Origin of the sequence: Pseudonocardia sp. NPDC049154, assembly GCF_040648315.1 — a bacterium.
In the GTDB taxonomy this organism is placed as follows: Bacteria; Actinomycetota; Actinomycetes; order Mycobacteriales; family Pseudonocardiaceae; genus Pseudonocardia.
In genome coordinates this window covers 21878-35575 of sequence record NZ_JBEZDN010000053.1, presented here as the reverse complement: position 1 = coordinate 35575, position 13698 = coordinate 21878, and the positions used below count along the sequence as shown (strand labels likewise).

The following is a 13698-nucleotide window of genomic DNA, read 5'->3' as shown; positions in this document are numbered from 1 at the left end:
GGCTGTCGGGGTGTGTGCGCCGGGGGGGGGGGGGGTGGGGGGCGGCGCCCCCGGCCCGCGCGCGGGGGCGCCCCCCCCCACCCCCCGCCACTCACAGGCCCTTGCGGCGGCGCTGGCGAGCCAGGCGGCGAACCGGGCCGCGGCACCCGTCCTGGCCGGACTCCCGTCCGGGTGGCGGAACGTCGGCGGGATGCCGCAGCGGATGGCCTACACCCTGGGCGAGGAGACGCTGGAGGTCGCGTACGCGTTCCGCCGCGGCGGGTTGACCGCCTCGGTGAACGGCGAGCGGCTCGCGGTGCGCCTTCTCGACGCGACGCCCGACGCCGTCGAGCTGGAGGTCGAGGGGGTGCGGCGCCTCTACACCGTCCACCGCGTGCCCGGCTGGTCCTTCGTCGACGGGCCGGACGGGTCCGCCGCCCTGGCCGAGGTGCCCCGCTTCGCCGACCCCGATGCCGCCGCACACGCCGGGTCGCTGCTGGCCCCGATGCCGGGCGGCGTGGTCCGGGTGCTCGCCACACCCGGCGACACCGTCTCGGCCGGTCAGGCCCTCGTCGTCCTCGAGGCGATGAAGATGGAGCACACCGTGGCCGCGCCCGTCGACGGCGTGGTCGGCGAGGTCCACGTGGGGCCCGGCGACCAGGTGGAGACGGGCCAGGTGCTGGCCGTGGTCGAGGAGGAGGCGTCGTGAACATCGCCGGCCTGCTGCGGCGCGCCGCGGCCGACCACGCGGGCCAGGTCGCCGGCTCGACGACACCGAGATCGGGTACGCCCAGTTCGCCGAGCGCGGCGGCCGCTTCGCCGCCTACCTGCGGGCGACCGGGGTCGAGCCCGGCGAGCGGATCGGCTTCTTCCTGCCGAACTGCCTGGAGTACCTGATCGGGCTGCTCGGCACCTGGCAGGCCGGCGCGGTCGGCGTCCCGCTCAACCACCTGTTCCCCGACGCGCCGCTGCGGCACGCGATCGAGGACTCGGGCGTAACCCGGCTCATCGCGCCGCCGGGGGAGGTCGAGCGGCTGAAGACCCTGCTCGGCGGGGGCGGCCCGGAGATCCTCACCACCGGCCCCGACGGCGGCTTCGCCCGGGTCCTGGCCGCGCACGAGCCCGTCCACGACGTGGTGCCGCGGCTGGACCGGGACGACGCGCTGCTCATGTACACCTCCGGCTCGACGGGCGTGCCGAAGGGCGTACGGCAGACCCACCGCAACACCACCGCACAGGTCGACGGCGTGATCGACCTCTACGAGCTCACCGCGGCCGACCACGTGCTCAACTGCATGCCGCTGTTCCACGTCGGCGGGCTGCAGCTGGCGAGCCTGCCGATCCTGCTGCGCGGCGGGCAGATCACGTTCGTGCCGCGCTGGGACGTCACCGTGTGGCTCGACCTCGCGCAACGGCTGCGGCCCACCTACGGCGGCCTGATCTCCACGATGATGATCGACGTCGGCAACCGGACGGTGGCGGACCCCGTCGTCCTCGACTCCTTCCGGATCTGCATGTTCGGCGGCTCCCGCACGCCCACGGCCGCGATCGAGCGGCTGGAGGCGGGCACCGGGATCCGGGGCGTCGAGATCTACGGGCAGACCGAGCAGAGCGGGCTCGTGGTCTCCTACGCCGCCGGCGACCCGCGGCGCCCCGACTCGATGGGCAAGCCCCTGGAGCAGGTCGTGCGGACCCGGCTCGTGCCGGTCGACGGCGGGCCCGACCTGCGGCCCGGTGACGAGGGCGTCGGCGAGCTGTGGGTGCAGGGCGACGCGGTGACGCCGGGGTACTGGGGCATCGACGCTTCGGAGAAGTGGTCCGACGGATGGTTCCGCACCGGCGACCTCATGTCCGCCGACGCCGACGGCTACCTGTACTACGTGGACCGGATCGACGACATGATCGTCTCCGGCGGGGAGAACGTGTTCCCGCAGATGGTCGAGGAGCACCTCGCCGACCATCCCGACCTCGCCGAGGTGGCGGTGATCGGCACGGCGCACGAGCGCTGGGTGGAGCAGGTGACCGCGGTCGTCGTGCCGACGCGGCCGGACGTGACCGCCGAGCAGATCGCCGAGTGGTGCGCGACCAACCCCGACCTGCGGGGCATGCACAAGCCCCGGCGGATCGAGATCGTCGACGCCCTGCCGCGCACCGGCAGCGGCAAGCTGAACCGTCCTGAGCTGAGGAAGAGGTTCCCGTGAGCGAGACCCGCACCGACGTGGTGACCTACGAGGTCGTCGACGGGATCGCCTGGCTCACCATCGACCGGCCCGAGGCGCGCAACGCGTTGAGCAAGGAGGTCCGCGACGGGCTGTGGGAGGGGACGCACCGGTTCGTCGCCGACGACTCCGCCGCAGTCCTCGTGCTGACCGGGGCCGGTGACAAGGCCTTCTGCGCCGGGGGCGACCTGAAGGAGATGGCGGAGACCTCGCTGGAGATCCCGCCGCCGGACTTCCTGCCGCAGTTCGGGCGCAACGTCGAGGTGCCGAAGCCGACGATCGCGGCGGTCAACGGGGTGGCCTACGCCGGCGGGTTCCTGCTGGCCCAGCAGTGCGACCTGGTCGTGGCGGCCGAGCACGCCCGGTTCGCCGTCACCGAGGCGAAGGTGGGCCGGGGCTCGCCGTGGGCCGCGCCGCTGTCCTGGCTGGTCCCGCCGCGCGTCGCGCTGGAGATCCTGCTGACCGGTGACCCCCTCGACGCGGCCCGGGCCCGCGAGGTCGGCCTGGTCAACCAGGTCGTGCCGGGAGGAGAGTTGCGGGCGCGCACGCAGGAGCTCGCCCGGCGGATCGCGGCCAACGCGCCGCTGTCCGTCCGGGCCGCGAAGCGCACGGCGTACCTCTCCGCGGAGTGCACCCGCGCGGAGGCGTACGACCGGGCGGAGGAGATCTGGGCGCCGGTCTACCGGTCGGAGGACGCCCAGGAGGGGCCGGCCGCGTTCCGCGACAAACGGACCCCGGTGTGGAAGGGGAGATAGCGATGCCCGTCTCGATGACCGCGCTGGCGGACGACCTCGCGGCCGAGTCCGCGGAGCTGCGCGCGATCCTCGCGCCGCTGGACCACCACGGCTGGGCCCGCGACACCCCGGCCGAGGGGTGGACGATCGCCGACCAGGTGTCCCACCTGGCCTACTTCGACGACGTCGCGCTGCAGTCCGCCACGGACCCCGAGGCGTTCCACGCCGAGCTGGAGCGGATCGAGGCCGAGGGCGGCGTGAACCCCGACGCGGTGGCGGCCCGGTTCCGCGACCTGTCCGGCGGCGAGCTGCTGCGCTGGTTCGATCTGTCCCGGGAGCGGCTGATCGAGGCGTTCCGGGGCCTCGACCCCGGGCTGCGGGTGCCGTGGTTCGGGCCGCCGATGAGCGCGGCGTCGTCGCTCACCGCCCGGATCATGGAGACCTGGGCGCACGGGCAGGACGTGGCCGACGCGCTCGGCGTGGTCCGCGAGCCCAGCGCCCGGCTGCGGCACGTGGCCCACATCGGGGTCGGGGCGCGGGCGTTCAGCTACGCCCTCCACGGCCGCGAGCTCCCGGCCTCGCCGATCCGGGTGGAGCTCGACGCACCGGACGGCTCGCTGTGGACCTGGGGGCCGGAGGACGCGGCGGACCGGATCACCGGGACCGCCCTGGACTTCGCCCTGCTCATCACCCAGCGGCGGCACCGGGACGACCTCGCGCTCGTCGTGGCCGGCCCGGCCGCGGAGGAGTGGGTGGCGATCGGCCAGGCCTTCGCCGGCGAGCCCGGGACGGGCCGCGAGCCCGGACTGTTCGTGGGAGGCTCCGCATGACCGGCCCGATCGAGGCGGCCGAGAGCGACCGGCCGATCCGCATCGGGAACTGCTCGGGCTTCTACGGGGACCGGCTGCGGGCGGCGCGCGAGATGGTCGAGGGCGGACCGATCGACGTGCTGTGCGGGGACTACCTCGCCGAGCTGACGATGCTGATCCTGGCCAAGGCGCAGGCCAAGGACCCCGCCGCGGGCTACGCGCGGACCTTCCTGACCCAGATGGAGGACGTCCTCGGGACGTGCCTCGAGAAGGGGATCAAGGTCGTCTCGAACGCGGGCGGGCTCAACCCGGCCGGCCTGGCCGCGGCGATCGAGGCGCTCGGGACCGACGCGAAGGTCGCGTACGTCGAGGGCGACGACCTGCGCGGATCGCTGGGCGCGATCGACCCGCCGGTGGACGGCAAGCCGGTGTCCGCCAACGCCTACCTGGGTGGCTGGGGGATCGCCGAGGCCCTCGCGGCCGGGGCGGACGTCGTGGTGACGGGCCGGGTCACGGACGCGTCGCTGGTCGTCGGGCCCGCGGCGTGGTGGCACGGCTGGGCCCGGGAGGACTTCGACGCCCTGGCCGGTGCGGTGGTCGCCGGGCACGTGATCGAGTGCGGGCCCCAGGCCACCGGCGGCAACTACGCGTTCCTCGACGAGATCACCGACCGCCGCTACCCGGGCTTCCCGATCGCCGAGGTCGCCGTGGACGGCTCGTCGGTGATCACCAAGCACCCCGGCACCGGCGGGCTGGTCTCGGTCGGCACCGTCACCGCGCAGCTGCTCTACGAGATCGCGGCGCCCGCCTACCTCGGCCCGGACTGCACCACGCACTTCGACACGATCCGGCTGGAGCCCGGCGGCGAGCACCGGGTCGCGATCTCGGGCGTGCGGGGGAGCGCGCCGCCGCCCACGTTGAAGGTCGCGCTCAACGACGCCGGCGGCTACCGCAACACGATGACGCTCGTGCTCACCGGCCTGGACATCGAGGCCAAGGCGGCGTTCGCCGAGGAGCTGCTGTTCGACGTCCTCGGCGGGCGGGAGCGGTTCGCCGAGGTCGACGTCCGGCTGCTGCGGTTCGACACCCCCGACGCCCCGTCCAACGAGCGGGCCACGGCGCACCTGCGGATCACCGTGAAGGACCCCGACCCGCGCACGGTCGGCCGCGCCTTCTCCAACGCCACGATGGAGCTGGCCCTGGGCGGGTATGCGGGCTTCCACACCACCACGCCGCCGAGCGCCGAGTCCGCCTACGGCGTCTACCGGCCGGCCGCCGTGCCGCGGGAGGCCGTTACGCACACCGTCGTCCTGCCCGGCGGGAAGCGGCGCGTTGTCGCGGACCCGCCGGTGGGGACGGCGGGCACCGGACCAGCCGCCGGGTCCTCCACCCCTCCGGGACCCGGCGGCCCCACCCGACGGGTGCCCCTCGGCACGGTCTGTGGGGCCCGGTCGGGCGACAAGGGCGGCGATGCGAACGTCGGCGTCTGGACCCGGAGCGACGAGGCCTACGCCTGGCTCCGGACGTTCCTCACGCCGGAGAAGGCCAGGGAGCTGCTCGGACCGGAGGCCGCGGAGCTGCCGATCGACGTGCACCCGCTGCCGAACCTGCGGGCGCTCAACGTCGTGGTGCACGGGATCCTCGGCGAGGGCGTGGCGTCCTCCACCCGGCCGGACCCGCAGGCCAAGGGTCTGGGGGAGTACCTGCGCAGCCGGGTCGTCGAGATCCCGGAGGCGTTGCTCGGGTAGGTCAGGGGCACGCCGGCACCGGATCGCCGGCGTGCCCGGGGACGGCGTCGGGCGCGGTGACCTCGAGGATCGTGCGGACCACGAGCGCGGGGTCGTCGTACATCGGCACGTGCCCCACGCCGGGCAGCCGGACGCGCTGTGCCGCCGGGAACAGGGTGCGGAAGCGCTCGGCGTAGCGCGGGGCGGGCAGCAGGCGGTCCCGCGCGGACCAGGCGATCCGCACCGGCACGTCCGGTGCGGGCACGGTGAAGTCGTAGTCGATCGCGGAGCGCAGCAGCGGGCGCAGGAAGCGGCAGCGGGCGTTGTCGCGCAGGAAGGCGGCGGCCTCGGCGGGCTGCAGCCGGTCGCCGTGCTCCACGCCGAGCCGCAGCAGCGCCTTCCGCGCGGGCGCGAGCCGCACGGCCCGGTCCAGGTGCCGCTCGGTGCGCCGGGCGAGGTCGTGCGCCGGCACCAGGAGCCGCCAGACCCGGTGGACCTCGTCGCTGTCCGGGAGCCAGCCGCCCGCGGGGGACAGCGCGACCACCGAGAGCGCGCGGCCACGGGCGGCCAGCTCGAGGGCCAGCCAGCCGCCGAGCGAGTTGCCCACCAGGTGCGCCTGCGCGATCCCGGCCGCGTCGAGCGCCGCCTCCACGCCGTCGACCAGCGCGGGGACGGTCGGGTGCACCCGCACCGGGAAGATCTCGCCGCCGACGTGGCCGCGCAGGGCGACCGTCCGGACGTCGTGCCGGGTCCGCAGGCCGGGCAGCACGCGGTCCCAGGCGTGCACGCTGCCGCCGAGCCCGTGCAGGCACACGAGGGGCTCGCGAACGGGCTCGCGGGCGTGCGGGTCGGCCATCCGGGCTCCTCCGTCGTGAGGTGAACGACAGGGGAATCGTCCGAGCGGCCGGGAATGTCACGCGCCGGGGGAAACCCCCGCCGTCCGGGCGGGCGGGACCACCCGGTCGAGCCATCCCAGCAGGTCGGCGACGACCTCGTCCCGGTTGGTCTCGTTGAACACCTCGTGCCGGGCGCCCGGCCAGATCCGGACGGTCACGTCCTTGACGCCGGCCGCCGCGAGCCGGTCCGCGAGCGGGTGCAGCAGCGCGAGTCCGCCGTTGACGGGGTCGGCGTCGCCGACCGTGATGAGGACCGGCAGGTCGGGCCGGATGCGCGCGACGCGGTCGGGGTCGGCGAGCACCCGGCCGCCGGCGAACATCGCCTTCGACCCCGGCACGTCGAGCCCGAAGCCGCACGCCGGGTCGGCGACGTACCTGTCGACCTCGGCCTCGTCCCGCGAGAGCCACTCGTAGCCGGTGCGCTGCTCGAAGGGCGCGTTGAAGCCGGAGAGGTCGATCGGGCCGTCGAGGTCGAGGTTCGGCTCCAGGAGGTCGATCACGGCGGTGCCCGAGAGCACCAGCCCGTCGATCTCACCACTGTGGTCGAGCACCCACTGCTGCGCGGCGAACGAGCCCATGCTGTGCCCGAGAAGGACGACCGGGCGGCCCGGGAAGGCGGCCCTGCCGGCGTCGAGCAGGATCCCGATGTCGTCGACCAGGCCGGTCCAGCCCGTGGTGCCGAGGACGCCGTGCCGCTCCGGGGTGCCGGCGGTGGCGCCGTGCCCGCGGTGGTCCTGGCCCTGCACCACGAAGCCGCGGCCGACCAGCGCCGCGGCCAGCCGGTCGTAGCGGCGCAGGTGCTCGCCCATTCCGTGGGTGAGCTGCACGATCCCGCGCGGGGTGCCGGCCGGCTCCCACCGGTAGGCGGTGACCTCCGTGCCGTCGCGGCCGGTGATCGTGAAGGTGGTCGGTGCTGGGGTCGGTGCTGGGGTCGGTGCTGGGGTCGGCTCGGTCACGGGACCTCCTCGTCGCGGTCGGGCGTGATCGTCGTCGGCGCCCGGGGAGGGGGTCAAGGGTCGATCGGGGGGTTCAGGAGGCGCCGCGGTTCCACGCCCCCAGCACGAGCAGGGTCTTCGTGCCGGTGACCGTGCCCGCGGTGCGCAGGGTGTCGATGACCTCCTGCAGGTGGGCGACGTCCCGGACCCGGACCCGGACCAGCGCGTCCGGGTCGCCGGCGATCGTGAAGATCGACTGCACCTCCGGCACCGTGCTCGCGGTGCCGACGATGTCGGCGACCCGGGTGGTGCCGGCGTACCGCAGCTCGGTGAAGGCCTCGACTCCCCAGCCGAGCCTCGCGTGGTCGATCTGTGCGGTGAAGCCGGTGATCACGCCGATCTCCTGCAGCCGGTCGACGCGGCGCTTCACCGCCGCCACCGACAGGCCGACGATCCCGGCCATGTCCGAGTAGGTGCGGCGGCCGTCCTCCTGCAGCAGGGCGAGCAGCCGGTGGTCGATGGGGTCGATGGAGTCGATCTCGGGCACGGGCGCTCCCCACGCAAAGAATTCCGGTCTGCCCGAGCCTAGCCGGATGTCCTTTGCGTCTTGGCGGTCGATTCTCGGGACTTACTTGCGTCGACCCCGATCACTCGGGTGTGCTCGGCGACACGTGCGCCGGGAACCGGCGCCCCGGGAGCGACGGGAGCCGAGCTTGAGCATCGACACCACCGTGACCCTCGACGACCGCTACGCCGCAGAGCGCGGACGCGTCCTCCTCACCGGCATCCAGGCACTGGTCCGGTTGACCCTGGAGCAGCGGCGCCTCGACACCGCCCGCGGGTTCGACACGCGGGTCTTCGTGTCCGGCTACCAGGGCTCGCCGCTCGGCGGCCTGGACTCGGAGCTGGTGCGGTCCCGGCGCTTCCTCGACCCCGCGGGCGTGGTGTTCCAGCCCGGCGTGAACGAGGAGCTGGCCGCCACCGCGGTCGCCGGCACGCAGCTGCTCGGCGAGGTCCCGGGCCGTCGGCACGAGGGCGTCGCCGGGTTCTGGTACGGCAAGAACCCCGGCCTGGACCGGGCCGCCGACGCCATCCGGCACGGCACCCTCGCCGGCACCGCCACGCTGGGCGGCGCGGTCGCGGTGATCGGCGACGACCCGAGGTCGAAGTCCTCGACGGTGCCCAGCTCGTGCGAGCCGATGGCGCAGAGCCTCGCGATGCCGCTGCTCGCGCCCGGCACCGTGCCCGAGATCGTCGAGCTGGGGCTGCACGCCGTGGCGCTGTCCCGGGCCACCGGGCTGTGGACCGGGCTCAAGATCGTCGCGGACATCGCCGACGCCTCGGCGACCGTCGACGTCGAGGGCCTGCGCCTCGGGATCCCGATGCCGCCCGCGCGGCCCCGCCCGCCGGTCGGCGCGCTCGTCGGCACGGCCGCCCTCGACGCCGAGCACGACATGCTCACCCGCCGCCTCGACCTGGCCCGCGCCTACGCCCGCGAGACCGGGCTCAACCGGGTCACCTTCACCGCGCGGCAGGCCCGGCTGGGAATCCTCGCGAGCGGCACCGGCTACGCCGTGGTGCTGCGGGCGCTCGAGGACCTCGGGCTCGACGAGGCCGCGCTCGACGACCTCGGCGTCCGGCTGATCCGCCTCGCCATGCCCTTCCCGGTCGACGCCGCCGAGCTCGTCGCGCACACGGCCGGGCTGGAGGAGGTCCTCGTCGTCGAGGACAAGGTGCCGTTCCTGGAGGGGCACCTCAAGGAGGCGCTGTACCGCGTACCGGACGCGCCCCTCGTGATCGGGCGGCGCGACGAGCGCGACCGCCCCCTCCTGACGGCGCGCGGCCAGCTCGGCGCCGAGGACGTGGCGCGCGCGATCGCCGCGCGGATCGGGCGTGACCGCCTGCCCCGGACCGCCGCGGTGCACCTGTCCGCGATCGAGCCGACGAAGCCGTCGCGGATCGGGCTGCCGCTCGCGGGAGCCTCACGGACCCCGTACTTCTGCTCGGGCTGCCCGCACAACACCTCGACCCGGACCGGCGACGACACGCTGGTCGGCGTGGGCATCGGCTGCCACGCCATGATCGCGATCAACGGCGAGGGCCGCGGCCACCGGATCGGCCTGACCCAGATGGGCGGCGAGGGCGCGCAGTGGCTCGGCCTCGCCCCGTTCACCGACGACCGGCACTTCGTGCAGAACCTCGGCGACGGCACCTTCCACCACTCCGGCTCGCTGGCCGTGCGCGCGGCCGTGGCCGGTGGCGCGACGATGACGTTCAAGCTGCTCTACAACGACGCCGTCGCGATGACCGGCGGGCAGCAGGCCGTCGGGCGGCTGTCGGTCCCGGAGATCACCACCCTGCTGGCCACCGAGGGCGTCCGGCGGATCGTGATCACCACGGACGACCCGGGCAAGTACCGCGGCGTCGCGCTCGACCCGATCGCGTCGGTGCGGCACCGCGACGACTTCGCCGCCGCCGAGTCCGAGCTCGCCGCCGTCGACGGCGTCACCGTGCTGATCCACGACGACCGGTGCGCGGCGGAGGAGCGCCGGCTGCGCAAGCGCGGGACGCTGCCCACCCCGGCGGAGAAGGTCGTCGTCAACGAGCGGGTGTGCGAGGGCTGCGGCGACTGCGGGGACAAGTCGACCTGCCTGTCGGTGCAGCCGGTGGAGACGGAGTTCGGCCGCAAGACCCGCATCCACCAGCCCTCGTGCAACTCGGACCTGTCGTGCCTGAAGGGCGACTGCCCGTCGTTCCTGCTGGTGGAGCCGGGTACGCGCCCACGGCGGGAGATCCCGCCGCTGCCCGTCGAGCTCGTCGAGCCCGAGCCTCGGTTCGACGGCAGCGAGACGCTGGTCCGCATGCCCGGCATCGGCGGGACCGGCGTGGTCACGGTGTCGCAGATCCTGCAGATGGCCGCGCACCTCGACGGCCGGTTCGCGGCGGGGCTGGAGCAGGTCGGGCTGGCGCAGAAGGGCGGCCCGGTCGTGTCCGACGTCCGGATCGCCAAGCAGCCGGTCCGCGGCTCGCTGCGCGCCTCGCGCGGCACCGCGGACGTGCTGATCGGCTTCGACCTGCTCGGCACGGCCGACGCGACCAACCTCGCCGTCGCGCGGCCGGGGCACACCGTGGCCGTGGTGAACAGCGCGATCGTGCCGACGGCGGCGATGGTGACCGGGCGCGTGGTGCTGCCGGGCTCGCCGGACGACGCGCTGGAGCGGATCGCCGCCGCGACCGGCGGGGAGAATGTGCACGTCGACGCGCAGGGCCTGGCCGAGGCGCTCTTCGCCGACCACATGCCCACGAACATGCTGCTGCTCGGCGCGGCCTACCAGCACGGCTGCCTGCCGGTGAGCGCCGAGGCGATCGAGCAGGCGATCCGGCTCAACGGGGCCGCGGTGGAGAAGACCCTGGCCGCGTTCCGGTGGGGGCGGGCCGCGGTGCTCGACCGCGACGCCGTCCTGGCCGCCGCACTCCCGCCGGTCCGGGCGACCGTCGAGGTCTCCGCCCGGTCGCGCGAGATCGCCGGGATGATCCCGGGGGGCCTCGACGAGGCCGTCGCCGTACGCGTCGAGGACCTCACCGGCTTCCAGGACGAGGCCCTCGCCGCCCGGTACGCCGAGGAGGTCCGCCGGGTCGCGGCGATCGCCGCGGAGAAGGCCGGCGCGCCCGGCGAGCGGGTCGCGGTGGCCTACGCCCGCGGGCTGCACAAGTTCCTGGCGTACAAGGACGAGTACGAGGTCGCGCGGCTGCACCTGGATCCGGTCGAGAAGGCGCGCCGGGAGGCCGAGTTCGGGCCCGACGCCGCCGTCTCGGTCCTGCTCCACCCGCCGGTGCTGCGGGCGCTGGGCATGAAGAACAAGATCCGGCTGTCCGGGCGCACGGCGGAGCTCGCCTTCCGCGGCCTGCGCGCGGCGAAGGGCCTGCGCGGCACCCCGCTCGACGTCTTCGGCCTGGCCGGCGTCCGGCGCACCGAGCGGGCGCTGGTCGGGGAGTACCAGGCCCTGGTGCGCTCGGCGCTGGAGTCGCTCACGCCGGAGACGGTCGACCGGGTCGTCGCGATCGCCGAGCTGGCCGACGAGGTCCGGGGCTACGAGGACATCAAGCTCGCCGCCGTCGTGCGGTTCCGGGCCAAGGCGGCGGATGCGCTGGCCGCCCTCTGATCCTGTGAGTGGCGATGGTCGCCATAGCGACTATCGCCACTCACAGGCGGGCGAGCAGGGCGTGCAGGTGCAGCGCGAGCCGGATCTCCAGCAGGCGGTCCGGGGCGCGCCAGCCCTCGCCGAGCAGCGCGGCGATCCGGTCGAGCCGCCGGTAGAGCGTGTTGGCGTGCACGTGCAGGGCCTCGCAGGTGCGGGCGTGGTGCTCGCCGTGGTCGAGGTAGGCCCGCAGGGTCGGGACGAGGTCGCGGCCGCGATCCCGGTCGTGCGCCAGCAGCGGGCCGAGGGTGGCCTCGACGAAGGCGCGCCCCTCGCCGCGGCCGGCCCGGCTGAACAGCGTGCGGTACACGCCCAGCTCGCCGGCCAGGGCCGGGCGCCCGGTGCGGCCGAGGGCGTGCAGCACCGCGGCGGCCTGGCGAGCCGAGCGCGGCGAGCAGTTCGATCTCCCGGGCGGTGAAACGCCGCGGCCGCCGGTCCGCCGCGCACAGCACGCCGATCGTGCCCGCCCCCGTGCGCAGCGGGACGCCGAGGATGCCGCCGAGGTGCTCGGACAGCGCGGCGGCGTCGACCTCCGGATGGTGCGGCAGCCCGCCGTCGACCAGGTAGTCCTCGGTCCCGATCGGCCGCCCGGTGCGCAGCCCTCCATGGAGCAGGAGGGCCCGGGCGTGGTCCCCTCGCACCCGGTGCCGGCCGGACACGGGCCGCCACCGGGAAGGACGTCGACGATGACCGACAGGACCGTGCGTACGAGCTGCTCGCCGACCACGCGCGCCAGAACTGGCGCGACGTCGTCGCCCGCACGACGATTCCCGGACCGGCCGGAGGAGTTCACCGCCGTGCCGCTCGAGTTCCTGGGGGAGCTGTGACGACCACCGAAACAGGAGTCCTGGCCGAGCTGGGGATCCCCGCACAGCGCGTCCTTCGCGACCCGGACGTCATGGCCTCCCTCGCGCACGACGAGGCCGAGTGGGCCCCGGTCGGGACCCCGCTCGCCGTGGTGCGGGCGACGACCCCGGAGGAGGTGCAGTCCGTCGTCGCGGCCTGCTACCGGCACCGGGTGCCGGTCGTCGCGCGCGGCGCCGGGACCGGGCTCTCCGGCGGGGCCAACGCGGTCGACGGGTGCATCGTGCTGGCCCTGGACCGGATGGACCGGGTGCTGGAGATCGACCCGCTGGAGCGGCTCGCCGTCGTCCAGCCGGGGGTGGTGAACGACGACCTCCGCGCGGCCGCCGCGAAGGAGGGGCTCTGGTACCCGCCGGACCCGGCGAGCGCGCCCTGGTCGACGATCGGCGGCAACGTCGCGACCAACGCGGGCGGGCTGTGCTGCGTGAAGTACGGCGTGACCCGCGACTACGTGCTCGGCCTGCAGGTCGTCACCGGCACCGGCGAGCTCGTGCGGCTGGGCCGGCGCACCGCCAAGGGCGTGGCCGGCTACGACCTCGCGGGCCTGGTCGTCGGCTCGGAGGGCACGCTCGGGATCGTCACCGAGGTGACCGTGCGGCTGCGGCCCCTGCCCCCGCCCGCGATCACCGTGGCGGGGTACTTCTCCTCGATCGTCGACGCCGGGCGGGCCGTGGCGGCGAGCGCGGCGGCCGGGCTCACCCCGGCCGCGCTCGAGCTCGTCGACAGGCACTGCCTGAAGGCCGTCGACGCCTGGAAGAACATGGGGCTCTCGGTCGAGGCCGACGTCGTGCTGCTGGCCAGGTTCGACGAGCCGGGCGCGGCCGGCGAGGCCGCGGCCGAGCGGATGGTCTCCTGCTTCGACGACTCCGGCGCGACCTTCGCGGTCCGGTCGACGGACGAGGCGGAGGCCGAGGCGCTGTTCGCCGCGCGGCGGCTCGCCTACCCCGCGCTGGAGCGGCTCGGCCCGGTGCTCACCGAGGACGTCTGCGTGCCGAAGGCGCAGGTCCCGGAGATGCTGGCGCGGATCGAGCGGACCGCGCAGCGGCACGACATCACCATCGCCAACATCGCGCACGCGGGCGACGGCAACCTGCACCCGCTGCTGATCACCGACCCCGGCGACGAGGCCGCCCGCCGGCGCGCCCAGCTCGCCTTCGACGACATCGTCGCCGACGCCCTGGCGCTCGGCGGCACCGTGACCGGGGAGCACGGCGTGGGCCTGCTCAAGAAGCAGGGCCTGGAGACCGAGCTGAGCCCGGTGGTGCTGGACATGCACCGCTCCGTCAAGCGCGCACTCGATCCCCGGGGCATCCTCAACCCCGGCAAGGTCGTCTGA

At 74.9% G+C, this 13698-nt stretch carries 12 protein-coding genes and 1 pseudogene; 8 read left to right on the top strand and 5 right to left on the bottom strand.

The features are described 5' to 3' along the window. Positions 1 to 190: 190 nt before the first annotated feature. The 5 genes from AB0B41_RS23645 (at position 191) to AB0B41_RS23625 (ending at position 5489) form a co-directional block, all read left to right on the top strand. Positions 191 to 688: a biotin/lipoyl-containing protein gene (locus AB0B41_RS23645; RefSeq protein ID WP_358206784.1), complete on the top strand. Its 498-nt coding sequence runs from the start codon at positions 191 to 193 to the stop codon at positions 686 to 688. Positions 689 to 758: 70 nt separating this feature from the next. After that, entirely contained in the window at positions 759 to 2180 is a 1422-nt protein-coding gene (locus tag AB0B41_RS23640) for a class I adenylate-forming enzyme family protein (protein ID WP_358206821.1), read from the top strand. Further along, entirely contained in the window at positions 2177 to 2953 is a 777-nt protein-coding gene (locus tag AB0B41_RS23635; RefSeq protein ID WP_358206782.1) for an enoyl-CoA hydratase-related protein, read from the top strand. The genes AB0B41_RS23640 and AB0B41_RS23635 overlap by 4 nt, the downstream gene beginning before the upstream one ends. Before the next feature lie 2 nt (positions 2954 to 2955). Beyond that, positions 2956 to 3762, top strand: coding sequence for a TIGR03084 family metal-binding protein (locus AB0B41_RS23630; protein WP_358206780.1), 807 nt, complete (start codon positions 2956 to 2958; stop codon positions 3760 to 3762). Next, entirely contained in the window at positions 3759 to 5489 is a 1731-nt protein-coding gene (locus tag AB0B41_RS23625) for an acyclic terpene utilization AtuA family protein (protein WP_358206778.1), read from the top strand. Before AB0B41_RS23630 ends, AB0B41_RS23625 begins: the two co-directional genes overlap by 4 nt. Position 5490: 1 nt before the next feature. On the opposite strand, the gene AB0B41_RS23620 is transcribed toward AB0B41_RS23625, so the two are convergent. The 3 genes from AB0B41_RS23620 to AB0B41_RS23610 all read right to left on the bottom strand — a co-directional run bounded on the left by AB0B41_RS23620 (position 5491) and on the right by AB0B41_RS23610 (position 7846). Continuing rightward, positions 5491 to 6324 (bottom strand): alpha/beta fold hydrolase, encoded by an 834-nt coding sequence (locus tag AB0B41_RS23620; protein WP_358206776.1) that lies wholly within the window; start codon positions 6322 to 6324, stop codon positions 5491 to 5493. Positions 6325 to 6381: 57 nt separating this feature from the next. Next, positions 6382 to 7320: an alpha/beta hydrolase gene (locus AB0B41_RS23615; protein ID WP_358206774.1), complete on the bottom strand. Its 939-nt coding sequence runs from the start codon at positions 7318 to 7320 to the stop codon at positions 6382 to 6384. A 73-nt stretch (positions 7321 to 7393) separates the two neighbouring features. Next, positions 7394 to 7846: an Lrp/AsnC family transcriptional regulator gene (locus AB0B41_RS23610; RefSeq protein WP_358206772.1), complete on the bottom strand. Its 453-nt coding sequence runs from the start codon at positions 7844 to 7846 to the stop codon at positions 7394 to 7396. A 166-nt stretch (positions 7847 to 8012) separates the two neighbouring features. On the opposite strand from AB0B41_RS23610, the gene AB0B41_RS23605 reads away from it, so the two are divergent. Further along, positions 8013 to 11462 (top strand): indolepyruvate ferredoxin oxidoreductase family protein, encoded by a 3450-nt coding sequence (locus AB0B41_RS23605; protein ID WP_358206770.1) that lies wholly within the window; start codon positions 8013 to 8015, stop codon positions 11460 to 11462. 40 nt (positions 11463 to 11502) lie between these two features. Here AB0B41_RS23605 and AB0B41_RS23600 read toward each other — a convergent pair whose 3' ends face one another. Further along, the gene (locus tag AB0B41_RS23600) at positions 11503 to 11862 is read right to left on the bottom strand and encodes a helix-turn-helix domain-containing protein (protein WP_358206767.1); all 360 of its coding nucleotides are present in this window, start codon (positions 11860 to 11862) and stop codon (positions 11503 to 11505) included. 25 nt (positions 11863 to 11887) lie between these two features. Then, positions 11888 to 12139 (bottom strand): annotated as a pseudogene (locus AB0B41_RS23595) (GAF domain-containing protein); the annotation flags it as partial. Positions 12140 to 12184: 45 nt separating this feature from the next. Here AB0B41_RS23595 and AB0B41_RS23590 point away from each other — a divergent pair. Both AB0B41_RS23590 and AB0B41_RS23585 read left to right on the top strand, forming a co-directional pair. Further along, on the top strand, positions 12185 to 12325 hold the full coding sequence (locus AB0B41_RS23590; RefSeq protein ID WP_358206765.1) for a hypothetical protein: 141 nt from the start codon (positions 12185 to 12187) through the stop codon (positions 12323 to 12325). A gap of 71 nt (positions 12326 to 12396) precedes the next feature. Further along, a complete protein-coding gene (locus AB0B41_RS23585; protein ID WP_358206819.1) occupies positions 12397 to 13698 on the top strand; it encodes an FAD-linked oxidase C-terminal domain-containing protein in 1302 nt (433 codons plus the stop codon).

What these genes read in the sequence shown, in the direction of transcription:
- AB0B41_RS23645 (WP_358206784.1), top strand. Translation starts at nt 191, where the DNA reads ATGCCGCAGCGGATGGCCTACACCCTGGGCGAGGAGACGCTGGAGGTC.
- AB0B41_RS23630 (WP_358206780.1), top strand. Translation starts at nt 2,956, where the DNA reads ATGCCCGTCTCGATGACCGCGCTGGCGGACGACCTCGCGGCCGAGTCC.
- AB0B41_RS23625 (WP_358206778.1), top strand. Translation starts at nt 3,759, where the DNA reads ATGACCGGCCCGATCGAGGCGGCCGAGAGCGACCGGCCGATCCGCATC.
- AB0B41_RS23620 (WP_358206776.1), bottom strand. Translation starts at nt 6,324, where the DNA reads ATGGCCGACCCGCACGCCCGCGAGCCCGTTCGCGAGCCCCTCGTGTGC.
- AB0B41_RS23590 (WP_358206765.1), top strand. Translation starts at nt 12,185, where the DNA reads ATGACCGACAGGACCGTGCGTACGAGCTGCTCGCCGACCACGCGCGCC.
- AB0B41_RS23585 (WP_358206819.1), top strand. Translation starts at nt 12,397, where the DNA reads ATGGCCTCCCTCGCGCACGACGAGGCCGAGTGGGCCCCGGTCGGGACC.